We start from the raw sequence: 25,483 nt of genomic DNA on the forward strand, positions 1-25,483 counted from the left end.
CGCGGGCAACATCGTCGATATTGATGTAGCCCCAATATAGCCCTGCCAGGCGGTTCGTGACGATCGGGTAAGGTCAAGGGTGCGGCGGGCGCATGGAACGGCGCTACGGGCTGATTGGGCGCATCACACTCCACCGGCCCGCACGCGGATGACTGGCGCCGCCCCACGCGTTCTTTTGAGGGAAGTACGCGCTTTCAAATGTCGCATCGCTCGCAGTGTCGTTGTGCGAGCAACATGCGAGCAACGTCAGTGATTTTCTCTTCAGGAGAAAAAGCTGGAACACACAACGCATTGCTTCTGTCCAGACGATAGGGCGTTCACGCCCGATAGTTTGTACAGAAGTAATTCGTAATTCGAAGTAAATTTTTATCGTATCAGCTACCAATCATATAGGTCGGGTGATGCAGTTGCATCACCTTCTCTCTCACGCAAATTGCGTGAGGGAACCTACGGAGGGTTTGTGTGTAGTGAGCGAGCGGAGCGAAGCGATCTATTAAAGAGATTATAGTAGCCGAGAGGCGAATATAATCTCTTCCCTTTCAACTGGTGAGGGGCATTTACAACCCCTCACCAGCATTCTTTTAGAGTTTATAGCAACCGGAGGCTTCTGACGGAGGTGGATATAAACTCGATCAACCGGGACTTGGCTGGAGGCCAATCCCGGGATACTTCCCTTAGAGCAAGACTATGCGAGCCGTTCCTGATGGGTACCAAGCCCAGCAGGGACGTGTCCATGGCGATAGATATCGATGGCGCGTAACCGACCTACGAGAAGAAATATCGCCTTCGAGAATCATGCGGAGTGCAGCTGGGCGACCAAGTAGCTTGCTTCGAATTTTCCGACTCTGAACTGGAAAATTTCGCACTGTGCTCCTATGCTGTGTTCTGCTCCTGCGACGTACCGAGGCGTCGACATCATTCGTGGCAGTGAGGTGCGGGTGGATTCATCTGCACAGATGGATACAACATTCAAGCAACTGCAATGCACGCCGTTGGTGCGGAAACGGGGAATAAGAATGAGAATATTGCGCAGATTGTCTGTTGCGTCGGTAGCGTTTGTTATGGCCACGTCGGCATTCGCTGATGGTAGCGTCATACTTCCACTCGCGAATGTCACGGCCAGTTGCCTCAATGTGAATAAAAAGACCGTCGATTTCTGGATATTGTCGGCTCGTGTCCCCACGGATGCGAACTGGTTCAGGTCTACAAATGGCGTCGGCGTTCAAGTCGACGTCACGCTTTCGGGAACTGGACAGAAAGCAAGTTTTCCCGCAGCCGCGACTATTGATACTCGTGACCTTGGCGGAAGGATTGTGCGCGCGTCGTTAGGCCTTCATGTGCTGGCAGACCAGGAGCTGTGGAATATAAAGAATGCGTCGACACCGATTCGAACTTCGAACATAAGCGTGCCTTTAACATTCGTGCGTCGTCAGGGGAAGTCGGATACAGTGAAAGTCTTTCAGGCTTTGCTGAATTTCACCAAATCCGCGTCCGAATTGATTCCTCCCAATCCGTACGTACAAGGCGCCGAATTGGTCGGTCAACTGACAAACTCGATCGCCACGGTCTTTGCGGCCGATGCAAACGACGCTGTAGATCCGAGTTTTTCTCTCGCCTTCAGTGTGAGCCGGGTGGATGGTGGTTGCTCTGTGAAAGATCTCCATGACAATGTTGGCGTAGAAATTTCTGATTCCGACGTGGGCGATGAAAGTCAAGGTATTATCAAAACTAGTAGCATTGCGAATTACTGTTTTTACAAGATCGGACAAGACGCTGATCCAAACGTCGGGTTTGTAAGGAAGGGCGCCAGTGCCTGTCCGATTGCGGTTCCAGCGAACGTAGCAATACTTGCGAATCCGCAATTCATTTGGTTAGCTTCCGGGAAATGTAAGGACGACGCGTCGTGTGACAGCACTCCAGCACCGTCGCTTGCGACAATCACGCGTCTGAAAGACGTGTTGTTAAACAAGCCGGAAGTGTTCGCGCTCGTTGGCAGGCGTCTCGGAGCGCAAGGGGCATCTTCACTGAAGAGTGTGCTCAGCAAACAGGTTCTGGATGTTGCTGCTCTCGGACGCGGAAAGGCCGTTTTCAATGCTATTTCGATGTGCCGCAGCGTAGGTATTAGCGAGGAACGGTGTCTCGATCGGAAATTTGCAGAAGCGAAACCATAGTCTTTCGAAATAGACCACTCATCCATATTCGGGGAACCTGTGTATGAAGGCCTTTCTGTTGACGATTGTGCTTGTGCTCGGAGCATCCTCTACATTCGCCCAGACGTGTGAGAGTCTGACGAACAGCCTCCAGCACCTCGATTTTTCCCGCGCGAAGGAGCTTCCAGTTAAGCCAGGCAACTCGACGACATTTCGCATGGCCTATCAGGAATGCGATGCGCATGACATTTTCGCAGGGCGGGCGCTCGGCTCAAAACACAAGTGCTCGTCTGATCCCAATCACGTTGAGCGGTTTCAAGTGTTTCCGGATAAGACCGTGGTGGTTGTCGCCAAGGCTGCGGTAGATGCTGACGGCTCGGCGTTGTCGCAAAGCCGTAAGGGCACGTCACAGCCCGGGACCTCCCTCGAGCTTGGAGGGAAGAGCCTTGACGCGGAGTTCGTTCCTTACATCGTTATTCCGGGCGATCACGATGGAATTTCACTGGCGCAAGCGAGTGAAGTGGGCATGGGCGACCTTGCCATTGTCCTTAGAGGTAGCCGCTGTTCGTTCGCAATCGTCGGTGACAGCGGGCCTTTCTTCAAATTCGGCGAAATCTCGCTGGCCGCTCACGAGGAGCTTGGTAACGACCAGTGCCTCGGTACTGAGAAGCCGTGCCAGAAGTTGAAAGGTCCAGACGGCGAGGGTATCGGCATCGAACGAGGGGTGACCTACGTCATTTTTCCACATTCGCGTCCCGAGAGGCTGACGGCTCAGGATGTAAGGGCAGTTGTAGCCACGCAGGGTCAAAAGCGGCTTGAAACGTTCCTGAGAGATTACGGCGCGCCGACGCGTTGAGATCGATGCGTCGCAATTTCTGCAATGCCACGCAGGAGGGCAAGACGTTGTCTTGGAGGAAGACTATACGAGCCGTTCCTGATGGGCCTTAAACTCATCAGGGACGGGCATACGGTGACAGGTGCTCATAGCACTCAACCAGACCACTTCGGTAAAGAATATCGCGTACGATAGCCCTACGGAGGCAACGGTAATATTGCTCGACGCAGCCAAGAACCGTCGACGCTGAAGCCAGTGGATCAAGCCGGGGGTACGGGACGGCTAGCCGTTTCGGGAAGAAACTTCACGAATCCCTGTACGTGAATAAGCACGTAGTGCAGGAAATCGTCGAAGTGGTTGTGCTTGAGGTGAACCGACCCACCTGCCTTGGAGAAGATCCCATAAACGCTCAGCCGAACCTGCTTCCCTTCGCTTGGTACGCGTCCTCCCGAATGGATAAAGCAATTGCGTACCTCGATGATGGCGCTGAGCTTCAACAGGACTTCGTCTTCATTCAGGACTGTATCGATTCCCAGGACGCGATGCAGTTTGCGGATCTGCCTGATCGTCTTGTTGCCGAGCTGGATCGGTGCTGCTGCCCCGTACGGGGCTTCGACCGGCGGCTCATTATCGGCTGTGACGCCGTAGGCTCGAGCGATCGAATCAAAAAGGACCTCGAAGGCGGTGCAAAGCTGGATAGTTGCTAATCGCAAAGATAATTGCGAGTAGTAACCTGACTCGATGCTTTGAACGAGATCGCCCACATTCCGGACAGTCGTGAAGTAATCGGAGAAGTCGTTCGACAACGCAATCTCTGTTTCTGGTCCCAGCGACGCCAGATCAAGGGCCTCTAGGAGTCTTGAGCCGGCAAAATGAGTCGCCACACCAAGCACGTAGGCCTTGAACGCGGCGTAGGCAGCTGCGACCTCTTCGTTTGCAATCGGGATATTCCAATCCATGTTCGGGTTTATCAAGGTGATCCGTGGGCGGGGCTCCGCGGCGGGGCAACGTGCCGTGCGCATTCGCTAGTTCCTGGCTAAGCGGTTGAGTCTAACTGGATAACACGTCGCCATCCTAGCGGTACGAAGGGACACGATGAAGGCGAACCAGCGATGGATGGCGTGAGGCGGTCCGTCAGTCCCGTGATTTCGTGATCCCTTCGATTCGAGAGGCAAGGGCGGCGTCACACCACCGCCGGATTTGCGCGGATTCAGGCCATCATCGAAATGCCTCTCAGTACCAATCGCACGTCGACGGCATCATGGAATGCCACTGCGGACCTGCTAGCTGTGCCACGCGTTCTGCGGCAAAATCGCCAGCCGGATTGCTGTGGAACGTCTCTACCGCTCAGAGTGGGAGCTCCGTTTGAGCAATCTCACGCCAGCCGCGGTCGAACGTAAACGTCCGAGCGAGGCCAACGGGATTCTGAATCCTTAGCACACGGGCCTTTGTCGGGTCGGTCGCATGCTCCACCACGTACAGCCAGTACGCTTGGCCTTTCTCGCGGGCGCAGTCGAATTGTGTCTGTGATAGCCCCACGGGCCGATCTTCCAGACTGCCCGTCATCGACTTTACTTCGATCCATCGAACCTGCTTGCCACTGGGGGCGGCTTCGTAGAGGTCGAAACCAGGATTGCCTTCCGGGGTACGGCGAAGTGCTGGCTCAAGCTTAATGATCAGCTCGATTGCATACCCTTCGATCTGCATCCGTACCGCTTGATCGAGACCATCGGGATCGGGTCCATCGTCATCCGGATGTGTACCGACGTAGGAGATGAAGGGGCGCGCTCCCGGTTGGCCGGGTGACCTCTTTCCATAACTACCACCATTTCCATTGGCTTTGCCGCCAGAAGCACCGTGGGCACCTGAGTCGCCGGTTGTGCCTCCGTTGCCGTGGCCACCATTGCGAGGTGTTCCGGTGCCGGTGCGGCCTTGGCCGCCGCGCCCAGCGCCACTGCCCACGACGTCGCCGTCGTCTCCATCGGGATCAGGCGTGCCGGGGGGGGGTGTCCGGCATGTCGTCGCCATACAGGTCTTTTGCATCGCCGTAAACGTCGCTGTCGGATGGCTCGTCTGTCTCCGATTCGTCATCTGGTGGCGGGTCGGTCTCGGCTGACGGGTTGTTGACACCCAGTCGGGATGCCAGTTCGGCGACGCTGGTGATGCCATGCCTGCGGAGCAGGTCGAGTGCTGCAGGATCGATGCCAGCCTCTTTGGCCAACTGGTCGATGATCGGCGGCTTGAAGGCGATTTTGGACTGCAAGAACGGATTGGGTTTCCATCCGAGAGCGTCGAACATCACCAGGTTCGGCGGCGCCAGTTCGCCGTTGGCGTCGGGTACCCAAGCTGATTTGTTGAGCTGGCGCAGGAAAGCCGCAGGGAAAGGCGGTGTCTTGCGGTCACCGTAGTGCGACCAAGTGTAGGAACCGTCAAAGATGCCGCGCCCGCGACGTTCTTCGAGGTCGCCCAGGCTCTCCCAAATCAACTGGGCGCGCTCGGCGCGTTGCTCCTGATTGAGCTTCGGCAAAAGCGCTATGAGGTCGTCGAACCCTTCAAGCAGCCAGTCGGTGACCCGATCGTTGATTCCGGACGTCTCCTCGTGGCCCGTTTGCCGACGCAGCTCACGCATCTCGTCCCGCGTCAGTGCGGTCGAGGCCTCGATCGGTCGCGGATACCGTAGCGCACCGCACGCCTCCAGCAACTCACGCATGCTGTCACCGCGAAGGCAGCCGTACTCGTCATTGACTATGTAGACATCGGGCACGCCTGCGAAGAGCTGCTTCAGGCGCTCGGCGGCCAAGTAGATGTCACCGGGTTTGGCGACATAGCCCTGGCCGTCGCCGGTATCGACCACCATCACAAAGGCGGTGTCGCGCAGCGCAGCTCGGAGCTTTTCCTTTTGTGTTGTCGAGTCGGTGCTGAACGCGGCACGGATGCGTTCGATGTCGGCTGCATAGGCGGCAACGCCCGCATCCACCTCTTTCTGTCGGTACCTCGGTAAGACATTCCGGATGACATCATCCACCGGGTCAGGCTCTGTGATTCTCAGCGAACTCAGGAAGGCGCGCGCCTCCAATGTTGCGCACACTGCTCGGCGTACTGTCGGGAATCCGGTCGCGATGGTGCTGGGCAGGAAGGCCTTGGCCTCGCCGTTCTCGTGGGCGACAACGTGTGTGCCATCTTCTAGACGAATCAAGGGAATCGTGTCGAGGCGGCGGCGCAGGGCTGCTTCCTGGCCGCTCAGGAACTCATACAGTTGCAATACCCACTCGTCGGGTTGCGTTTCGAGGAATGACTTGGTTAGGCCTGGCACCAGTTTTGTCGGCGTGACCTCGTCGATGTCGAGTTCGCGCATCAAGTATTGGCGAATCTCGGGAGCCTTGTCCTGGGTGATGTCGCCAGACAGCCAAGCTGCGGCCTCCAAGCCGAACAGCGCTGCGACCTGTTCTGAGCTGAGCAGTTCACGCAGCTCTTGCGTGCGCGCCAGTTTTGCCTGATGCGCAGTCACGTAGTCCCCGTCGAAGGTGGGGAGCAACGCCTCACTCTGAAATGCCTGATGGACGGCAGCGAACATCGGCGCAAACCGCGAGCCTTGCGGAAACTTCTCACGGTCAAGCGGTAGGCAACGCAGTGCGGAGACATCCAGCATCGCTTTGTCCCGCATCCAGCGCATCGCTTCCACCAGCAGGTTTGCCGTTTCCTCAACCAGATGTTGGTTCCATGGGTCGCCGGGCGGAATGTTGTCCCGGCTGGGCGTGGTCCGATATGGACCTTGCACGAGAAAGCCGAGAAGGCTTTCGACCACGGTCGGAAAAAAGACCACCAACGGTGAGTGGGCCAGTGGCTGCACGGCCCAGCGGTCGGGGGAATCCTTCACCGCAACCAGCGAGAAGGCGATTTCCACCCGCCCGACCGTCTTCTTGTCGGTGGAGAACACGTCGCGGTGGAATACCAGCCAGTTCTGATCGACTTCGGGCTGGTCACTTTCCTTGCCGATCACGGTGACGTGTTGAACGTTGGGCCCGAGCGATTCTGGGTTATTGCGCAGATAGAACCCGGACGCGCCGCCTTCGACGCTCCAATTGATTTCGTCAATGTGGCGTAGGAACAGTAGCGCGCCGGGGCCCAGGTGCCGGAACCCTGCTGTGATTTCCTGCGGTGCGGTCGTGTCCTCTGGCTTCAGGGGCAGGATGATTTGCGTTTCGTCCGCTTCACGTGCCGTGCGATCCGCCCGTTTGGGGAATACGTACCCCTCAATGGCGAAGTCCTCATCGCCAGAGTGAATCTCCGGCAGATCAGTGACGGTGTAAACAGACTTGAAGCCGAGACCAAAGCGGCCAATCGAAGACTCGTTCTTGGTGCTCTCGGCGATGTCACATACACTTTGGACGTCTGCCTCGTCGAACGGCTTGCCGAAGTGGGATAGCGCAAGGCGCGTCGGGGTCAGCGTGAACTCCACCTTGCGCGGCCCGTGCCGGTCGCCGCGCCGACCGAGGGCGTCCTCGGCGTTTTGCAGCAATTCGAAAATGAAGTGCGTGCGGTCGTCGTACAGCCCAGCTGCCAACCTCCCGGACTTCTGGGCACCTTTGGTGCCGTAGCTCTCCCGATTTTCCTCGCAGATTTTCTCGTAGTTCGATGCCACCGCCGCTCCCTCTCGGTCAGGCATCTGTTTGATGCCAAGTTTGCCCAAGTTTGCCCAATCCCGAAATAGCGTGACAAAATATGACAGTAAACCACGCGCGGTGCAAACGACATGGGAAAGCCAATGAGCGACCAGCCGGACGAGATCCTCACGATTGACGAGGTTGCCGCCTACCTGAAGGCAGGCAAGCGCACGGTCTATCGCCTTGCAGCGAGCGGCAAGCTCCCGGCGTTCAAGCTCGGCGGCACTTGGCGCTTTCGTCGCGGTGAGCTGGATCAGTGGATCGCCAGCCGCATCGGCAAGTTTATTGTGGACGACGACGAGGGGGCGGAATGACCTCCAGCGCTACCGCCCTCCAGTCCAAGGCGAACCCCCAGCAGCTCGAAGCTATTCTTGCGACCGACGGCCCGGTGCTCATCATTGCAGGGCCTGGCTCGGGCAAGACATTTACCCTGGTCGAGCGCATCGTTTACCTGATTACGCAGAAAGGCGTCGCGCCGGAGTCTCTCTTCGTCGTCACCTTCACCGACAAGGCAGCACGCGAGCTCACGACTCGTATCTCCAACCGACTGGCGGAGTTGGGCATCCGGTTCAACCTGAACGAGATGTACTTGGGGACGTTCCATTCAATCTGCCTGCGGCTGCTGGAAGACTTCCGCGAGTTCACGCGCCTCAAGCGCAGCTTCACCCTATTCGACCAGTTCGATCAACAATACTTTCTATACCAGCACATCAAGGAATTTCGAGAGCTGCCCGATGCTCAGCTCGTAATGGGAGATGATCAGTCGGGCCGTTGGACGCAGTCGGAAAACTTGCTCAAGTGGCTCAACAAGGTCAGCGAGGAAGCCCTCGACTTCACCGCGCTGGCAGCGGCCCCCGACGTGGAAATCCGCGCGTTGGCCGCGTGCTTCGCCAAGTATCAAGAGCTGCTGCATGAGAACAACTCACTCGACTTCTCAGGTATTCAGTACGAGGCGCTGCAACTGCTAAAAAAGCGTCCGGAGGTGCTGGCGCAACTGCGCGAGAAGCTGAACTACTTGATGGTGGACGAGTACCAGGACACCAATACCATTCAGGAGCGCATCCTCCTGCTGCTGGCGGGCGAGAAGCACAACCTGTGCGTCGTTGGCGACGACGACCAGGGCTTGTACCGGTTCCGGGGTGCGACCATCCGCAACATTCTGGAATTCCCATCGCTGTTTCCCGATGGGCAGTGCAAGCAGGTCAAGCTGACTGTCAACTACCGCTCGCACCCGGACATCATCCGCTTTTACAACGAATGGATGCGCGAGCAGACATGGGGCGACGGCACGCGCGTGTTCCGCTTCGCCAAACAGATCGTGCCGTGTGAGGACGACTTTCCCGACGTGCCTACAGCGTTGCGGCTGGCTGCCGCCGACAATAATGACGAAACCACCAACTGGCATGCCGAAGTGCTGGCCTTCCTCAATGGCTTGAAGGCATCGGGCCAGTTGTCGGACTGGAACCAGGTCGCCTTCCTGTTCCGCTCCGTCAAGAACGACAAGGTGGTTGCTCTGGCGCGCTTCCTCGAAACCGAGGGCGTGCCCGTGTTCTCGCCCCGCTCGAACATGTTCTTCGAGCGCGAGGAAATCCGCTTGATGATCGGCGCCCTGATCTTCCTGTTCCCGCAATTTCCCAAGGTGCGGGCGTGGGCCGAAGGCGTCACGCTGGACATCTGGGACTACTACGACCATCAATGCTTCGCAGTCTTCGCCGCGGAACTGCGCAAGCCGGAGAACAAGCCTTTGCTGGATTGGGCACGTCCGCTGGCCAAACGCCATGCCGTGCTCACGCAGAACACTGACTACGCCTTCTCCGGCCTGTTCTACCAACTGCTCCAGTTCCCGTTGTTCTCGCGCTTCCTCACTGACGAAGCGGTGCAAGGCGTGGACAAGGGCCGTGCGGCGCGCAACCTTGGGACTTTCTCGAAGCTGCTCACCAAATTCGAATACCTGCACTATGTCAGCGTGTTGAACCCGGAGTGGCTGGAAAAGAACATCCGCGACCTGTTCAACCAGTTCCTGCGCTTTCTGGTGGACGGCGGCATCGGTGAGTACGAGGACGAAGCCGAGTACGCGCCCAAGGGCTGCGTGTCGTTTCTTACCATCCACCAGTCGAAGGGCCTGGAGTTCCCGGTGGTCGTCTGCGGCTCGCTGGAGGCTGTGCCACGCAAGCAGTACAGCGCGCTCGACGTTCTGTTGGAAGACGGCGGCTACCTTTCCAAGGAGCGCTTCGAACCACTCGACCACATCAAGAACTTTGATTTTTGGCGGCTGTTCTACACGGCTTTCTCCCGTGCTCAAAACCTACTGGTGCTGGCTGCTCAGGAGCGGCAGGGCCGAGGCTTGGGCAAGTCACCGTCCAAATACTTCGAGCGCTTGTTCTACGAGCTTCCGAGCTGGCGCGACGTTGACTTGCCGGCGCTGGCATTCGAGGCGGTCAAGCAGATCAACCTTAAACGCGAATACTCTTTCACATCGCACATCAGTGTGTTCGAGAACTGCGCCGAGCAGTACCGCTTCTTCAAGGAACTAGAGTTCGCCCCGATCCGCGAAAGCCCGATGCTGTTCGGTACGCTGGTGCATCAAACCATCGAGGACATCCACAAGACGGTGCTGCGCGGCGAGGAGGAGAGCCTTAGTCGCGAAGCCATCGAAGGCTGGTTCTCGGCCAACTATGCCATGCTCTCGAAGAAGGAGCGCGTGTACCTCGCGCCCAGTTCGCAGCAGGCGGCGCTGCTGCACGTGCTGCGTTACTACGAGCGGGAGAACGGTAACTGGGATCGCGTCAAGGAGGCCGAGGTCGAGATTTCGCTCGTCAAGGATCAATACATCCTCAAGGGCAGCGTTGACCTCATTCGCGGCGAACACGACACCGTCGAGATCATCGATTTCAAGTCGGAGAAGAAACCCGACATGGAGAAGGATCGGGACCGGTTGCGCCAGTATCAGCATCAGTTGGAGGTGTACGCCCACTTGGTCGAGGAGCGCACCGGCCAGAGGGTCAGCCGGATGCACCTGTATTACACCGGCGAGGATGTCGGCAACCCCTACGTATCCTTCAACAAGGACAACCGCGCTATCGGCAAAACCATCGCGCGCTTTGACGATATTGTGGCGCGCATTGAGCGGCAGGACTACGGCATCGCTGCGCGACCGGCCAAGCTATGCCAAAACTGCGACATGCGCGCTTACTGCGACAACAAGAATTGGAAATTCAGGAAAAACGACTAATGACGAAGACGACCTCGCTCGCGCAGGAAAGCCTGCAATTGGTCACGCCCGGCGGTAGTGCGACCAACGTCGAAAAGTACGAGTTTGACCCGATCAAGGGCTACCCGATGCTTAACTGGCGCGGCAAGCGCCCGTTCACATCGACGCAGTACTACCCGGCGCAGTTGAAGGAGGTCCACGGCGAAGAGGTGGATGGTTGGCGCAACAAGATCTTCTGGGGAGACAATCTGCAAGTGATGAGCCACCTTCTCAAGGAGTTCAGAGGCCAGATTGATCTGATTTACATCGACCCCCCGTTTGATTCCAAGGCGGATTACAAGAAGCGTATCAAGCTCAAAGGCGGGTCGGCGGAAAGCGACCAGAGCTCGTTCGAGGAAAAGCAATACGGCGACATCTGGAACAACGATGAATATCTTCAGTTCCTGTATGAACGGCTCGTCCTTTTGCGCGAACTTCTCACGGCTAACGGCTCGATCTACGTTCATTGCGACGCTAACCGCGGGCACTACATTAAGTGCCTGATGGACGATGTGTTCGGCGCCGGAAATTTTCGAAACGAGATCATCTGGAAGCGGACAAGCGCACGAGCTGACTCCAACACCTACAACCATGTCCACGACACTGTGTTCTTTTACACCCGGTCCGAGTCCTTCACCTGGCACAAGCAGTTCACAGAACACAGTGAAGCGTACCTAAAAAGCAAGTACAGCAGCGTCGACAAGGACGGGCGCAAGTACCGCCTGGATAACATCACTAGCCCGAATCCTCGGCCGAACATGACGTATGAGTGGAAGGGGTTTCCGCCGCCAGCAAACGGCTGGAGATACAGCCAAGAAAAGATGGCCGAGCTGGATGCACAAGGTCGCATCTGGTACCCGAACGACAAAACCAAGCGACCACAACTCATTCGCTATTTGGATGAGTCGGATGGTCGCCCACTGGATTCGGTGTGGACGGACATATTCCCGGTTAACTCGCAAGCAAACGATCGGCTCAATTACCCCACTCAGAAGCCCGTTGATCTGCTGGAGCGCATAATCCGGGCGTCCTCCGATGCTGGATCGCTCGTGTTTGATTGCTTTATGGGTTCAGGCACGACGCAAGAAGCAGCGATGCGTCTTGGTCGCCGCTTTATCGGCGCGGACATCAATCTGGGAGCAATCCAGACGACGGTAAAGCGTCTCATCGGCGTCGCTGATGATTTGCGACAGAAGGGCCTTGATGGTGAAGTCACACACTACACCGGCTTCGAGGTTCACAACGTCAACCACTACGACGTCTTCCGTAACCCCGTTCAGGCCAAGGAGTTGCTGATCGAGGCTCTGGAAGTACAGAAGCTGGAGTTCAGCACCGTGTTCGACGGCGAGAAAGACGGGCGCATGGTCAAGATCATGCCCGTCAACCGCATTGCTACCCGCGCCGATCTGAACGAGCTGATCCATAACTTCGACCAAAAGATGTGGCAGCACCGACATAATGAACACCCGAACCGCCCAGTCGAGAAGATTACCCTTGTCTGCATGGGCCACGAGCCAGACTTGGCTGCTCAACTAGAGTTGGCCGCCAAGCCCTTCAAAATCGACGTGGAGGTGGTGGACATCTTGCGCGACAAGGCCAATCTGGAGTTCAAGCGCGATTCGCAGGCCAAGCTCGTGATCAAGAGCGGCGAGCTGGTCATCGAAAAGTTCTATCCGATGAATCTGTTGCAAAAGCTCTCGCTCCAGAAGGAATCGGTCGAGGATTGGAAGGAACTGGTCGAATCGGTGCTGATCGACTGGAACTACGACGGTGCCGTGCTGCAACCGGCAGTGGTGGACATTCCGGGCAAGGACGATCTAGTAAAGGGCGCGTACAAGGTGCCGGAAGATGCGGGCACCATCCGCGTGAAGATCACCGACCTACTTTCGGAATCGTGGGAAGGGAGTATTAGCAATGGCTAAGCGCGCCACCGAAGCAGTGAGCGCGTCGCTCGACTTTGCCTTCTTCCAGTTTCTCTGGCAGTTCTATCAGTCCAACCGGGGCACGATCCGCAGCCACTACAAGGAGCTGACCCGCAAGTTTCTCGATTTCAATAACCCGGAGAAGAACCCTAAAGCCTTCCTGCGACAACCGCAGTTCGAAGCGCTGGAAACCTATGTTTTCCTGAAAGAGTTTCTTGGCAACGCCAAGGTCGAGGAGATATTCCAGCAGTGGTTCGAAAAACAAGGTCGCTTTGCTGGGCGTACTGAGGGCGGCGTTGTTTCCGGGAATGCGGGCCAAGTTGGCCTGTTCGACAAGATTACGCAGGATCAATACAAGGCCGTGTTCGCGGCGATGCGCAAAAACTCTCGCGCCTACCCGAACTACATCTTCGCTCTAACGATGGGCACCGGCAAAACCATCCTGATGGCGACGTGCATCTTCTATGAATTTCTGTTGGGCAACAAATTCGAAAAGGATGCGCGCTACTGCCACAATGCTTTGGTGTTCGCGCCGGACAAGACAGTGCTGCAATCGCTGAAGGAGATTGAAGCGTTCGACCTGACCCGCGTGGTGCCGCCGGAGTACGTGAACTTCCTAACCACGCATCTGCGTTTCCACTACCTTGAAGAAGCAGGCACGTCGCTGGACACGCTGGATCGCTCGCGCTTCAACATCATCGTCTCGAATACGCAAAAGATCATCCTCAAGCGTCAGCGCAAGGAGAAAACCTCCGTTGACAAGCTGTTTGGCACCATTGCCGAGACCCTCGCGACTACCGGCGTCTATGCCGACGCCGCGGATCTCTACAACTTCGACCAGCCGGAAGAAGAAGGTGAACTGAGTACCAACCAGCGATTCGAAAAGCTACGCCGTCTGGAGCAGTTAGGCATCTACGTGGACGAGGCTCACCACGCCTTCGGCAAGGCGCTGGCCAAAGACATGGGTGTTGGGGCCAAGGAAACTGATACCAGCTTGCGCACTACCATCGATATTCTGGCCGCTAGCCTGAACGCGGCGGGCACGCGCGTGGTGGCCTGCTACAACTACACCGGCACGCCGTATGTTGGGCGTGTGGTGTTGCCGGAGGTAGTCTACGCCTACGGCCTGAAGGAGGCCATCGACAAGGGCTTCCTTAAGAAGGTAACGCTGCACGGCTATGCCAACACCCGTACCGACGAGTTCGTCGATATCGCCATCGAGAACTTTCTAAGGGAATCGGGCGAACTGCGTCCCGAAGGCTTGCTGCCCAAACTGGCCTTCTTCGCTTCCACCATCGATGAGCTGACCGGCGAACTGAGACCCGCCGTCGAGCGCGCGCTCCTCAAGCACGGCATCCCCGCTTCGCGCATCCTGGTCAACGTGGGCGATGACAAGCTCACCACCAACGACGACATCCGCGAGTTCAACCGCCTTGACACCGTAGGCTCGGAAAAGCAGTTCATCCTGCTTGTCAACAAAGGTCGCGAAGGCTGGAACTGTCGCTCGCTGTTCGGCGTTGGCCTGTTCCGCGAGCCCAAGTCTAAGGTGTTCGTGCTTCAAGCCACGATGCGCTGCTTACGAGCCATTGGCGAGGCGCAGCACACTGGCCACGTCTTCCTCTCGGACGGCAACCTCAATACCCTGAACGACGAGTTACAACAAAACTTCCGTATCAGCGCCGACGAGTTGCAAAAGACCGGCAGCGACAAGGAGCGCGTGGAAGTGCGCGTAGTGGAGCCGACGGTCAAGATTAAGCTCGTGCGCGTGCGCAAGCAGTACCAGATGCGCGAAAAGAAGCTTGTTCCTGGACAGGAGCTGATACCTGAGCGCGCTAGCAGAGAGAAGTGGGCGGAGTTAGTTGAGAAGTACCGGTTAATCGAAACGCAACAGGAGGGTTTGACCGCCGCCGACGCCGCACGCGCGTCGGGCAGTCGCACCTTCGATCTGACCGAACGCCGCGAGAAGCGCATCTTCTCACGGATGACGCTGGTGGCGGAGGCGTCCCGCTACCTCAATCTACGCCCACTCGATATTGAGGAACTGCTGGATTCGACGAAGGAAGGCACCGACGAGCTGGTAGCGATAACCAACGAATTTAACGAGTTACTGTACGACAAGATCATCCCGCGCCTGTTCCGGCAGCTCTACGACCTCGACGAGTCGCAGCAAACCGAGGAGCATGAAGTCGATCTGATTAAGATGCCCCCGAACGGCTACTACGAGGTGTCGGCGGCCAAGGACAAGATCGTCCGGATGAACGACACGCAGATCAAGGGCGAGGAGCGCGCTAAGAGCTTCCACCTCGACACCTACTGTTTTGACTCCGGCTCGGAGAACTGGTTGTTCTGGGATCTGCTGCGTGAGCAACGGGTGAAGAAGATCTACTTCACTGGAATGCTGACTCACGGCCAGTCCGACTTTTTCATCCAGTACATCGACCCGGATTCTCGCACCGTGCGCAGCTACTACCCGGACTTCATCTTCCAGCGCGAGGAGCCGGATGGCAGCCTGAAGTACGTGATCGTCGAAGTGAAGGCCGACAACCAGATCGAGGACACGGTGGTGCAGGCCAAGAAGGACTTCGCTCAGCAGATCGCGGTGGCCAGCGGCATGGAGTACCGCATCCTCAAGTCCTCCGATGCGGACAAGCGTCACTTCCGAATGCTGCTATAACTGACGCGGTGAGAGAAGTACATCCAGTCGGCATTCAAGGATACCTACATAAGTCATGGTATCCGTCAACGCAAATGCGATGAGCACGAGGTACGCCCGGACGCTGCGGGCGGATCTGAAGGCCTACGATGTCGTGCTTTGGTGGCCATGGGGTGCTGGTGCACTGCAATCCATAACCACCTACTTGCTGCTCATTGCTCCATCTTTAACGATATGGTGGCCAGGAGAGTCAGCTGTCAGATGAGGAGTCCGCCTATCCACTGAACGGGTTCTTGATTTTACCCTTCGGTGCGGCGGGCTCATCGCGGACGTGTTCGGGCAGTGCGGGATCGTGCTGAAGTACGTCTACGATGCTCGCGATGGCCTGCTGTAGCGCAAGTGCGGCGGCGAGGCCCGCTTTGTCGCGCGTGAGTTCTAACGTGCCTGACAATACGATGCGCTCAGGATCGTTGGTGACGGTGAACGCATCGCCGTGAATATTCACGACGGTCGAGTCGTCTGCAAACGCCTTAAACTCCATTTAGACCTCCGATGCGTGTATCCTTCAGCGATTCCGGAATGCCGGGGAATCGCAGGCCGCTTTGCGCCTCGAGCTCATGTACCGTCGCAATCGTGTAGCGCTTGGTTGCGATGTTATTAGCGACGACTGCGAACGCGAGCCGCTTCTGAGGTACATAGACTACCTTGAAAATCTGGGTTGGAACGATGACGCCGGTTTTGCCGATCGTCGTCAATTCTGCACCCTTGAACAACGGCCCCGTGACAACGTATGTGTCCGTCGCGCGCAGACCGATCCGGCGAACCGCTTCCTCGATGTGCGCCCACAGGTGACGATTGTTCGTCGGATTCTGCGGCACCATGTTTGCAAGCGTAAACGATTCGGCCATTGCCCGATCGTTCCAGCGATCACCAGCTGGACTCATGTGCCCGCGATCGTAGCCACTTTTGCGGTAGTCCGTCAGTCGCGCGCCTTCCCCGTTCGGTAACCGCGACTCCTCGAAAAATCGGTTCGTGCGGATCTCGTTTTTCGCCGCCGCGAGGTGCGAACGGGTCAGGTGTTCGGCTGACCAAAGCGGTCCATGCGTGATGCTCGAGTGCAACACCTCAAAGTCCGAATAGCACAGGAGGCGTGTCTTCGCGGCTATCCGAGGATTGGTGACGACCGGAGATTTTCCTTTCGGACTGAACTGCGGGCAGGAGTTGGAAGCAAAGGCGTGAGTGGCAAGGGCCATTAGCGCGCACGCGAAGATTTGTCGCATAGGAGCTGCGTCGAGTGTGGGGCTCGAAGTATACGGCCGAACCCCTCCGCCGATCACCGTATCGGCGCGTAATTTTCCTTGGGCAGTTCGGCGACGGCGATACAGCAGTCGTGACGCGAGGGGGATGGGGGAAGCCGAATCCTATGGTCTAACTTCCTATCCATGAGGACATCGTGACAACAAGCTCTCAGCAAACCATTTCCTCGGCGCTCGCCGCACTGGGGAATTCGATCACTGGTCTCGGTCCGGGTCTTCAGGCGATCGCCGCAACAGCCGCCAGCGCGGAGGCAACGGCAGAGGCCGCGATCCCTAAGTCGCAGGAGGGCACCGCACCCGGCGATGTTGTCGTACTCGACGAAAGCGGCAGATTGCCGGCTATCGACGGGAGTCAGCTTACGAATCTGCCGTCGCCGCATGGCATCCTACCCGTGCTGACGATTGAACTCGGTCACGGCGCACAAGCCAATGGTGGCCGTGGAATCGACATGGGCAACTGGTACCAGCTCGATTTCCGCATCGGCGTCTCGGCCGCCAATGGCTTCCAGTACACCCCGAATGCCGACGGTACGATCACTATCCCCGTCGGTGTCTACCTGGTCTCTGGTAGTGCGAAGATCCTCGCATCGTCGACGGGCACATATCAGTTGCCGGCGCAGATGGTTTTCGCAGTCGGACAGAACTATGCTTTCCCAGGCATCTACCAATACGCCGTACAGCAGTACCCGGACGCTCCGATAGGCATCGCTTCGATTTCCGGCGTTCTCGGTTCGTTACGCATGAGCGGGGTGCAGGCGAGTTGGGGCGACAGCAGTCCTCTGTGGATGGGCTTCACAAAAGTGCTGGGCTCGCAGAATCAGACGCCACTCGCGTTGCAGGGCTTCATGTCGATCGTCAAGATAGGATGATCGGTCAGGTCCGTTCCGGCCACCACGGCTGCGGTGCCTCGCGGATAAGATAGTCGTCGAGGTTCTTGCCGACGAGCCACTTCGGACGCGGACCTTTGCCAGACCATGACCGTCCAGAGCCCGGATCGTAATACTTGGCGGGTGCCTTCTTTCGCTTGGCTTGGATGAAGCCAGCCGCTCGCAGTAGTTCAATCTCAGTGATGCCGTATTCTTTGACGTCTTCGGCGATCTGTTGGAGTTTGGCTTGCTTCTCTTGCCGCTTGGCGTCTTCAACGAGCAGGTTCAACTGGCCGAGCTGCTTCTGCAACTCGCGAATGGTTGGGTTATTCATCGATGAAATTCCAGGTGCTGGATAGGCTTGATAAATCGGTAGCTTGTGCTAGGTCGCAACTGCAACGATTCAGTCATCCTGTGATGATGACTCTCGTGAGAACCAGTATTTTCATCAACATGGTGTCGATTGACAATATTTGATGATTGGGCGGTGTAAATAAATGTAACGATCCGGTAGGATTTGCGAGCGGATAGACTGCGTCAGCGGCAGCCGTAACGGGGGGCGCAGAACAGAGCTCCCGCTGGGCCAATTTGACGAAAAATATGTGTAAGTGGACGTTGCTGACCAGCCACACTCGATACAGCTACTTGCTGTTTACATTAAAAACCAACCGAAATGATCAAAGATTTCCGTATCGCTCGATTTTCCGTTGCCATTGGGTTGACATTGTCGCTGTCTGCGTGTCTGGCGCCGCATTCGTATGTTGACCAGTCGCTTGGGGAGCCGCACTATGCTGATTTGAAAAAGTCGGCGAGTCCGCAACCGATACAATTATTGGTCGAGTTCCAAACAAAGGGCGTTGCGAATGCTCAAGCAACTGAAGCGCTACGTCCGCGTGTCTTCGAGCAAGTTTCACAATCTGGTTTGTTCAGTCGAGTTTCGTATGACCCGGTCCCGTCAGGACGGAAGCTTTCGATTACCCTCAACAACGTTCCGTTGACCGACAACGTTGCGGCCAAAGGCTTTGGGACGGGCCTTACCTTTGGCTTGATCGGCACAATGGTAACGGACGGCTACATTTGCACGACAAATTACCTTGAGCCCGGGCATGAGCCGGTGACCACGACTGTGAAGCATGCAATTCACACGACGATCGGCAACGCCTCTGGCCCGGAAGGCTTGCAACGCATGTCGGTTCAAGAGGCATCAGCGACAATGTTGCGTCAAATAGTCGGGAAGAGTCTCGAGCAAATCGACCAAGCTTCTGATCTCGCTCAATGATGCATTGCACTGTACCTGAACGGAGACGTGACCTGTCTCGCGGGAAATTCGTGTTGTTCGCAAGCATATTGGCTGTATGTGGGGGCTGCGTGACGCAACCGGCACCCATCTATCAGCTTAGTATCGCAAACCAAATGGCACTGGTGAAAATTCCGCGTATGGCACGCTATCAGGTAGCGCGTGGTGCAGAGCCAGCGGATATTCAGACGCAGGTTCGATCATTGAGTGTCGCGGCGCCTGCGGATGGGTCGTGGACTTCGTATTTGAAAGAGGCACTTCGCATTGAGCTCGCATCGGCGGGACTTTATTCAGCAAACGCACCTGCCGTCTTGACAGTCTCCTTGTCTGATGTCCATGTGCTAGACGGACATGCCGAACTCGCAGGACGATTTATCGTGTCGGACGGGCGGGCCGTTGTTTATGACAAGGTGTTACGTGCGCAAACTAAGTGGGACGTTCAGTTCATAGGGGGGCTGGCTGCACAGGACGGGATGATGCAGACGACTGCGATTTTCCAGAGTCTTCTGCATCAATTGTTCGACGATCCCGAATTTATTGAGGTGAGTCGGAAAATTGCGATGTCCTACCCCTGAATCAGAAAGCGATCGCGATTCTTGGCATCCTTGATCCACGCCGTTGCGCGACCGCGACCTGACCAGGTAGCGCCGGCCTCCGGATCGAGGTACATCGCTTCCGAGGTGCTATGACTGACTGCACTGCCGGCTGCCGCTGCGATTACAAGTTCAGATGCGATCTCCGCAAGTGCGTTCACGTCGTCGTCCTCTGTGTGCAAATTGGTCCGTTGATCAATGTGCCTAACGGCGAGTGCTAGTGCGTCCATGTCTGCCTTCGAAAGACCAAATTTGGTGTGAAGTATTGGCACAGAAGAGCGATATGCGCGTCCAATTTCTTGCGGCGGCTCTTAAGGCAACGCACGCCGCTTAACGGTGCCTTCGTTCCAACTGGTACGCGACCTCGCGCCAATCGGGAACGGTTTGCAATTTCCTCATAATTGCGGCGACTTCCGGCTCGAACTTCGCGCGCTGCAACAGTGGGGCTACGGCATATTGCTTCGCTTCCTCAGCAACTTGTTCGAAGTCGCGATGAAGGTCCGCAATCGTTTGTTCTCGTCCAATGCCCTTGGCTGCCAGGCGAACCAAAATTTCTAGCGCGTTACCTTGCGTCCAATCATATTCGCCCCAAGCGATTTCGCGAAGGCTATCGAGTGCAGAATCATGAAAATGGAAGAGAATCTCGAAGACGGCGAATTGCCAGGCGGCGAGCCATCCCCCTAAGCCGCTCACACTGGGTTCGAACGCGTCCGGAGCAGGGTGTGAGGGCGAGTGGAGGCGGGATACCAGCATGTCAATGGCACGTGGGCCCAATCGCGCGGCGACGTCGGCGGCTTGCAGGCCAAACGCTACACGGTCATCGACAAGTATTGCGACGGAGTGGATCGCTGTAGCGACAACGTCGGTCGTTGCGTTTTCAACTGCCCGATCGCGTTTGCGTCGAGAGGATAGTAGATTGAGAATTTTTCGCATTCGATGATCGATCAACAAAGCACGGTCTGTATTCAACTCTCGAGCCGGGCAGGATGATCTGGTCGGTACTGTCTACCTATTTGGGGCTGTCTCAGATGAACTCCTCGAAGGCGCACTAAGGCGAATGACCACATCGAAACGGGCGCTCATCTGGGGGGGAAGATTCCGTAGGGACTCTCCTCGATCGGCTGCTTCGCCGAACAGTGACGCTAGCGCGTCCATTGGCAGGCTCGATTTGAGCGGCCTACTGTGGGGTGCTGTGCGATGTTGGTCGATATACTAATTGTTTGGCGCCGGAACAACGCTGCAACGAGCGATCGAAATCTCATATTTCCATTTTTTGAACGAGCTAAAAGGCTTCGATGCGCTTACTGCCGATGTGCAGGAGAACCCAGCCCATCACCATAGAGGCGACTGCACGTGAGAGCCACACCTTGAACGCCATCGGAAGATTGAAGGCGTCGAGGGCTTGAACCAGGCAGTAGAGCCCTACGCAGATCGAGGCGACACCCAGGACGAGGCAGAAGACCGCAGATGTCTGGCGAATCGATCTGCTGCGTACATCGGTCGTTGCTTCGGGACCGTCTGTTGTTGCCCGTGATTCATGGCGTCGAGCATCGATGGGCGTCATGTACTTAACCGTCGAATTTGTGTGCTCCCGCCAGTCGACGTGCCACTCGCTCCGTCGGCCACCTTACCCGCCTGAACGAACTGTGCCATGAGGCACAGCACGATGCAGAGAATCATGATGCAGCGGATGGGTGAGAAGAATTTGCTATTCCCTGGTACGACAAAATTTACAACGCCTGTCCTATTCCCCATAACAACGCCTTGTGCCGTAGTGGTAGAGGAAGTCGGCCCCTGAAGTGCGGACGGGGTCCCCTGAACGAAACGAGTGGCGGCAAACGCGCCGACGAACGCACACGCTATGTGACATTCGATTAACCAACTTGGCTGGGGCAGTTCAGGGTCCGCAAGCACCAGATTTAGTGATGCCACAATGCCCGCAACTGCAGCGCCGATTGCCAGAGCCAACAACCATGATTTGAATCGGCGGTTCATGAATATTCGCTATGCTTTCATATATGCAAGCAATGGAAACTGTCAATCATTCCATCGCTGTCCGATGTCCTTGAGGCGTCCCGTCCGTTCCTGCGAGGAGTTTGGGGGACGTGATCATATCAAGCTGGATAAGCCAACATTACCCCGAGGCCGAGTGTGACGTTGTCAAAAATCGTCAAAGTCAAAAATTGGCTCCTTCACTTGGCATGCTGCGGATTTCGGTGATGGTGATCAGCCGTTCCGGCGAACGTGATCAGTGCGGAAGGTGGTGTTGCGCGGTCAATGGATTATACCGAAGGTGACCACGATCAGGATGCGGAGGACTGCGCGTTGGTCTTTCGCATCGATTCGCCTTTCAACGGCAGCTTATGCGCCTGATGGACGAGCCGGTCGAGGATTGGGTCGGCGATGTATTCATCGGCTTTTTGCCGAATGCCGGCTTGTCGGCTATCTTGAAAGCTCCAGCTATTTCAACGCGTTTCCAAACCGAAGGGGTTCCCAATGAACGCTCCAATGGTAGAGGCGCTGTCGGCCGCAGCTCGCACGGGAATCACGGTCATCAATCTGGACCAGACGAATACGTGGTGCCACGGCGTCGGTCGGGACATCGGTGGTCGATGTCTTTTTCGATCCAGAACTCGGCACGTACGTTTGGACGGTCGGCGGAATCGAGCGAAGTGTCGATTGGGTGCGGTGGTTTCTGGAGGCTTAGCAGTACCGGTTGGCTTGCTGGGGCGCAAGCCCAGGGATGCACTCGGGTCGTCGGCCCGAGGGGAGTTCTGCGGCTCGTCAATTGGATGACGGTCGTTCGATTGCGCAACAGACTTTTCCAACGGTCAAAAAAAAGAAGCAGCCGATGCGGACCGGACGGGCGTACCATGAGGCACGCCCGTCTATGACCTCTTCGATCGGGCTCGCGCGGTACGCGCTCGATACATATCGAAGCTATTCACTGAAATGAAAGCCCGACTGTCGGATGGCGTCGAGCAACGCCGATGCCGGAACATCTTCGAAGGCAACCTCAGCCAGCAGCCGCGTACGGTTGGTACACGCACCGGTGATCAGCTTTTCGCGCAACGAATCCTGCTGCGCGAAGCCGTGTGCAGAAGAGAGCGAGAGCAGGGCGTCGAGCAGTTCGAGCGCGTGTTTGCGGCCCCACGGCGGGGTCGCGCTTGCCCGAGCCGTTTCGCCGGCGAGCTGGAGCAGCGCTGCTGCCGCGACGTGGAGCGGTTCAGTGGGAGCGAGGTTGCTTCGTTGCGAACCCATCGTTTCAGGTTGTCTTTTATGGTTGTTCCTGGATAGCGGAAACGAACTCCTATCGCCGCAGGATGGATTGCCGGTCGTTACCGCGCAGCTTGCCATCCGTTGTCGGTCTTGACCATGTCGAGCGTCTGCGTGAACTCCACGTCGACGTCATTGCTGTAGTCGGTTGCCTTTCCATTGAAGAAGTTGGTGAGAAGCCGCAGATCAATGCTGGGACACGCCTGAACGATAGCGCGTCGGAAGACCAGGCCGGGAGCGGTGTTGTTGAGTGCCGCGGCGGCGTTGCCTACCTCGATTTTCGCATTTGACATCGCCTGATACTCGTCCTGATGTTGCTGCTCGAACGTGCGTCCTGCGTCAAGATCGCTGGAATTTGCGGCAACGTAGGCCTGCTTATTGTCATAGTACTGTTTCGCCTTCTGCTCCGCGTCGGCGTTCAGGGATTGATACTTTTCGTACTGCTCCTGCCATTGCCTAGCGTAGGCCTTGACGTCGCTGTCTGGGGACAGGCGTATGGTGTATTTGACATCCACGCGGTAGTCGTTGCCGGAGTCGCCAGGAATGCCGTTCACCTTCTGGAAGTCCCGAAGTTCAAAATATCGGCAGTCGCCGAGCGAACTCGCGACAATCTGCTTTGCGTCGCTTTCCGAAGGTGCGTTCTGTCCGCACGCGGACAGGATTGCGGCCGTGGCGGCGCACAATGCGAAGCGGACGATTCTGAGGTGGCGCTTGGTCTTCATGATTTCGTTTCCCGTTGCTGTGGTGATTGGTGAAATGACAGGCGTTTCGTGGCGCCCGGCACGTGCCGGGCATCCGGAATAAAAAATGCCGACAGGGCGAACCTGTCGGCGAATGGTCCTGGCATCCGAGGGAGAGACTGCTGCCAGGACTCAGGCCACGGTTACGTTCCGCGCTTGGAGGGGCGTGATCGAATGCGGGCGGTTGCAACATCGTTTCCTTACATGCATCGACCCGCATCCCCGTCATTAGCCTGCGGCTGGGCTTCCTGCACCGGGACTGCATTGATCGATTCGGCGTCCAGGCCAGCCAGACAGGTCCGGAAGATCGGCTTACCGAGCACACCGCTGCGCTCCAGCGCAATCAATCGCTCCCGCCGTACGGTTGTCGGGTGCGTCGCATCGCCGACGAGTTGCCAAGTCGCATCGACCAGCGCTGCCCGTGCGGACCGCCGCCGGAGTAGGTAGACGGCTCCAGCAATGGGCCCGGCGCAGACCGACGCGACGACCCAGCCGAGCGGCCCAAGGCCTACCCGGGCAATGCGAAGCCGGCGCATGTCGAAGACGATGCCCAGCGCCGTCGCGGCAACGCCGGACAGCCAGACGAGTTGAAACATGTAAGCCTCCGCAAATATACCGTATACGGATAAAGAATATCCGCTATGTGTATCTAGAATTTCTTCATGACCCATCCAATCCACGATCCTCGCTACCAGCGGATTGCGACGCTGCTCGCGGATCTGCGCAAGCAGCGCGGGCTGTTGCAACAGGACGTCGCGGATCGCCTCGGACGGCCGCAGGCCTTCGTGTCGAAGGTCGAGAGCGGTGTCCGCCGCCTCGATGTGGTCGAGCTGCTGGACTTTCTGCGGGTATTGGATGTCGACCCGCACGCCTTTATCGACGCACTGCTCGATCAGCCGATGTCGTCCTTGCCGCGCTGACCGCTAGTAGTCGCCCGGTAATAGGAACGTGGTCGAGGAGCGATCCCATTCCGTGATGACCCATACGGTTTGTCCGCCGGGCAGAACGTAGCAGGACAGCAGCCGCAGGCCGGCCTCGACTGAGAGTTCGTTCTGCTGGCGGTCGGACTCGGACAAGTCGCCCCAGTCGCCGCGGACGTGCCGGATCAACAGGTCGACGATCGAGACATCTGCGTCGGCCATGACTTCCAGGGCAGCGGGTGTTGCAAAAATCCGGCCGAGTTTGAAGCGCGGCCCGGCGTGGCGGGTAGAAGGCAGATTCACAACAGGCTCCGGGTTGGACGAGCACGGACCTCCGGATGAACCGGATACCGATTTCGCTGAATTGAAGGGGAAAGACGAGACGCAGGACGCGTCCCGGAACTACCGCGCTTCGGACGCGAGCGCGTTCGGGTAATGCTTCGCGAGGATCTTGTTCAATTGCTCGACCAGATCAGTGCGCTTAAAGGTCAGGTGCCCGTTGCCATTTTTAAACCAGCGCAGGTGGAAGTAGGCGTTCTCGACCTCGGTGTGCCGCGCACGCTGGGCGTCCGCGATGAGGCAGTACGCGCCGTGCCGGTGATCTGGCTCGGGCTGACGGTCGAGCACGCTGAACACGCGAATGAGATCGTCGAGTTCATCGGTGGTTCGGTGATTCGTACTGCCCTGCGAGAGCAGATACTTCACGATGATCCGTTTGCCGAACTTGAACGGCTGATTGGTCTTGTAGTCCCACGATAGTCGCCGGAAGCACTGAAGCACGCCGCGCTCGAACATGTCGCCGCGTGCACCGTAGAGCTGTGCGAACGTCGCTTCGATATTGGCGGCGGTCAATTCGGGCACGTCGCCTTCGGCGATCTGGTTGCTCCACTGGTCGCGAGCCTTGGCGTCCATGAAGGTGCGCAGGCCCGATTCCGACAGCAGGTAATCCCAGCCGCGCACGTCGATAAGACGCACCATGGCGGCTTCCGCTTCGTCGCGTT

24 protein-coding genes and 1 pseudogene are annotated in these 25,483 nt (G+C 57.3%); 10 read left to right on the top strand and 15 right to left on the bottom strand.

What is annotated here, in order from left to right; translation table 11 throughout:
* Positions 1-956 precede the first annotated feature (956 nt).
* Entirely contained in the window at positions 957-2,171 is a 1,215-nt protein-coding gene (locus DPV79_RS42210) for a hypothetical protein (RefSeq protein ID WP_133295708.1), read from the top strand.
* Between the two features lie 43 nt (positions 2,172-2,214).
* The gene (locus DPV79_RS23570) at positions 2,215-3,006 is read left to right on the top strand and encodes a glycoside hydrolase family 75 protein (protein WP_113046606.1); all 792 of its coding nucleotides are present in this window, start codon (positions 2,215-2,217) and stop codon (positions 3,004-3,006) included.
* Positions 3,007-3,245: 239 nt separating this feature from the next.
* Here DPV79_RS23570 and DPV79_RS23575 read toward each other — a convergent pair whose 3' ends face one another.
* The 3 genes from DPV79_RS23575 to DPV79_RS23580 form a co-directional block, all read right to left on the bottom strand.
* Entirely contained in the window at positions 3,246-3,944 is a 699-nt protein-coding gene (locus DPV79_RS23575; protein ID WP_113046607.1) for a hypothetical protein, read from the bottom strand.
* A gap of 388 nt (positions 3,945-4,332) precedes the next feature.
* A complete protein-coding gene (locus tag DPV79_RS43095; protein WP_208866741.1) occupies positions 4,333-4,692 on the bottom strand; it encodes a protein NO VEIN domain-containing protein in 360 nt (119 codons plus the stop codon).
* A 280-nt stretch (positions 4,693-4,972) separates the two neighbouring features.
* A complete protein-coding gene (locus DPV79_RS23580) occupies positions 4,973-7,627 on the bottom strand; it encodes a sacsin N-terminal ATP-binding-like domain-containing protein (RefSeq protein WP_208866742.1) in 2,655 nt (884 codons plus the stop codon).
* Between the two features lie 123 nt (positions 7,628-7,750).
* On the opposite strand from DPV79_RS23580, the gene mads1 reads away from it, so the two are divergent.
* Genes mads1 through DPV79_RS23600 form a run of 4 tightly spaced genes read left to right on the top strand, consistent with a single transcriptional unit; the run spans position 7,751 to position 15,495 of the window.
* Entirely contained in the window at positions 7,751-7,963 is a 213-nt protein-coding gene (gene mads1 / locus DPV79_RS23585; RefSeq protein ID WP_113046608.1) for a methylation-associated defense system helix-turn-helix domain-containing protein MAD1, read from the top strand.
* Entirely contained in the window at positions 7,960-10,881 is a 2,922-nt protein-coding gene (locus tag DPV79_RS23590) for an ATP-dependent helicase (protein ID WP_113046609.1), read from the top strand. Before mads1 ends, DPV79_RS23590 begins: the two co-directional genes overlap by 4 nt.
* Complete coding sequence (locus DPV79_RS23595; protein WP_113046610.1) at positions 10,881-12,821, top strand: site-specific DNA-methyltransferase; 1,941 nt, start codon at positions 10,881-10,883, stop codon at positions 12,819-12,821. The genes DPV79_RS23590 and DPV79_RS23595 overlap by 1 nt, the downstream gene beginning before the upstream one ends.
* Complete coding sequence (locus DPV79_RS23600) at positions 12,814-15,495, top strand: TnsA endonuclease N-terminal domain-containing protein (RefSeq protein WP_113046611.1); 2,682 nt, start codon at positions 12,814-12,816, stop codon at positions 15,493-15,495. The genes DPV79_RS23595 and DPV79_RS23600 overlap by 8 nt, the downstream gene beginning before the upstream one ends.
* Before the next feature lie 253 nt (positions 15,496-15,748).
* On the opposite strand, the gene DPV79_RS23605 is transcribed toward DPV79_RS23600, so the two are convergent.
* Together DPV79_RS23605 and DPV79_RS23610 are read right to left on the bottom strand one after the other, a co-directional pair.
* On the bottom strand, positions 15,749-16,015 hold the full coding sequence (locus DPV79_RS23605) for a hypothetical protein (protein ID WP_113046612.1): 267 nt from the start codon (positions 16,013-16,015) through the stop codon (positions 15,749-15,751).
* Positions 16,005-16,754, bottom strand: a complete 750-nt coding sequence (locus tag DPV79_RS23610; RefSeq protein ID WP_113046613.1) for a DNA/RNA non-specific endonuclease — start codon at positions 16,752-16,754, stop codon at positions 16,005-16,007. Before DPV79_RS23610 ends, DPV79_RS23605 begins: the two co-directional genes overlap by 11 nt.
* 173 nt (positions 16,755-16,927) lie before the next feature.
* Here DPV79_RS23610 and DPV79_RS23615 point away from each other — a divergent pair, with 173 nt between their 5' ends.
* Positions 16,928-17,659: a hypothetical protein gene (locus tag DPV79_RS23615; protein WP_113046614.1), complete on the top strand. Its 732-nt coding sequence runs from the start codon at positions 16,928-16,930 to the stop codon at positions 17,657-17,659.
* A gap of 4 nt (positions 17,660-17,663) precedes the next feature.
* Here the strand turns inward: DPV79_RS23615 and DPV79_RS23620 are convergent, their stop codons facing one another.
* On the bottom strand, positions 17,664-17,990 hold the full coding sequence (locus DPV79_RS23620) for an H-NS histone family protein (RefSeq protein WP_113046615.1): 327 nt from the start codon (positions 17,988-17,990) through the stop codon (positions 17,664-17,666).
* A 339-nt stretch (positions 17,991-18,329) separates the two neighbouring features.
* Here DPV79_RS23620 and DPV79_RS23625 point away from each other — a divergent pair, with 339 nt between their 5' ends.
* Both DPV79_RS23625 and DPV79_RS42215 read left to right on the top strand, forming a co-directional pair.
* The gene (locus tag DPV79_RS23625; protein ID WP_113046616.1) at positions 18,330-18,935 is read left to right on the top strand and encodes a hypothetical protein; all 606 of its coding nucleotides are present in this window, start codon (positions 18,330-18,332) and stop codon (positions 18,933-18,935) included.
* A 134-nt stretch (positions 18,936-19,069) separates the two neighbouring features.
* Positions 19,070-19,528: a hypothetical protein gene (locus DPV79_RS42215; protein WP_133295709.1), complete on the top strand. Its 459-nt coding sequence runs from the start codon at positions 19,070-19,072 to the stop codon at positions 19,526-19,528.
* On the opposite strand, the gene DPV79_RS43670 is transcribed toward DPV79_RS42215, so the two are convergent.
* From DPV79_RS43670 to DPV79_RS23670, 7 genes and pseudogenes are all read right to left on the bottom strand, one after another.
* Positions 19,519-19,776 (bottom strand): H-NS family nucleoid-associated regulatory protein, encoded by a 258-nt coding sequence (locus DPV79_RS43670; protein ID WP_113046618.1) that lies wholly within the window; start codon positions 19,774-19,776, stop codon positions 19,519-19,521. The two genes, DPV79_RS42215 and DPV79_RS43670, sit on opposite strands and share 10 nt — an antisense overlap.
* Before the next feature lie 100 nt (positions 19,777-19,876).
* Positions 19,877-20,479, bottom strand: coding sequence for a hypothetical protein (locus tag DPV79_RS23640; protein ID WP_133295710.1), 603 nt, complete (start codon positions 20,477-20,479; stop codon positions 19,877-19,879).
* A 349-nt stretch (positions 20,480-20,828) separates the two neighbouring features.
* Positions 20,829-21,110: a hypothetical protein gene (locus tag DPV79_RS23645; protein ID WP_244321803.1), complete on the bottom strand. Its 282-nt coding sequence runs from the start codon at positions 21,108-21,110 to the stop codon at positions 20,829-20,831.
* 739 nt (positions 21,111-21,849) lie between these two features.
* Positions 21,850-21,960: pseudogene (locus tag DPV79_RS23655) on the bottom strand (ATP-binding protein); the annotation flags it as partial.
* A gap of 526 nt (positions 21,961-22,486) precedes the next feature.
* Complete coding sequence (locus tag DPV79_RS23660) at positions 22,487-22,807, bottom strand: hypothetical protein (protein WP_113046621.1); 321 nt, start codon at positions 22,805-22,807, stop codon at positions 22,487-22,489.
* 77 nt (positions 22,808-22,884) lie between these two features.
* Complete coding sequence (locus tag DPV79_RS23665) at positions 22,885-23,544, bottom strand: hypothetical protein (protein ID WP_113046622.1); 660 nt, start codon at positions 23,542-23,544, stop codon at positions 22,885-22,887.
* 218 nt (positions 23,545-23,762) lie between these two features.
* Positions 23,763-24,158, bottom strand: coding sequence for a hypothetical protein (locus tag DPV79_RS23670; protein WP_208866743.1), 396 nt, complete (start codon positions 24,156-24,158; stop codon positions 23,763-23,765).
* Positions 24,159-24,224: 66 nt separating this feature from the next.
* On the opposite strand from DPV79_RS23670, the gene DPV79_RS23675 reads away from it, so the two are divergent.
* Entirely contained in the window at positions 24,225-24,482 is a 258-nt protein-coding gene (locus tag DPV79_RS23675; RefSeq protein WP_113046623.1) for a helix-turn-helix domain-containing protein, read from the top strand.
* A gap of 3 nt (positions 24,483-24,485) precedes the next feature.
* Here the strand turns inward: DPV79_RS23675 and DPV79_RS23680 are convergent, their stop codons facing one another.
* The gene (locus DPV79_RS23680) at positions 24,486-24,785 is read right to left on the bottom strand and encodes a hypothetical protein (protein ID WP_113046624.1); all 300 of its coding nucleotides are present in this window, start codon (positions 24,783-24,785) and stop codon (positions 24,486-24,488) included.
* A 99-nt stretch (positions 24,786-24,884) separates the two neighbouring features.
* Positions 24,885-25,483, bottom strand: a 599-nt coding sequence (locus DPV79_RS23685) for a DUF4942 domain-containing protein (RefSeq protein WP_133295711.1), incomplete at its 5' end; no start/stop codon positions are given.

This window comes from Burkholderia reimsis, from assembly GCF_003294055.1.
GTDB lineage: Bacteria > Pseudomonadota > Gammaproteobacteria > Burkholderiales > Burkholderiaceae > Burkholderia > Burkholderia cepacia.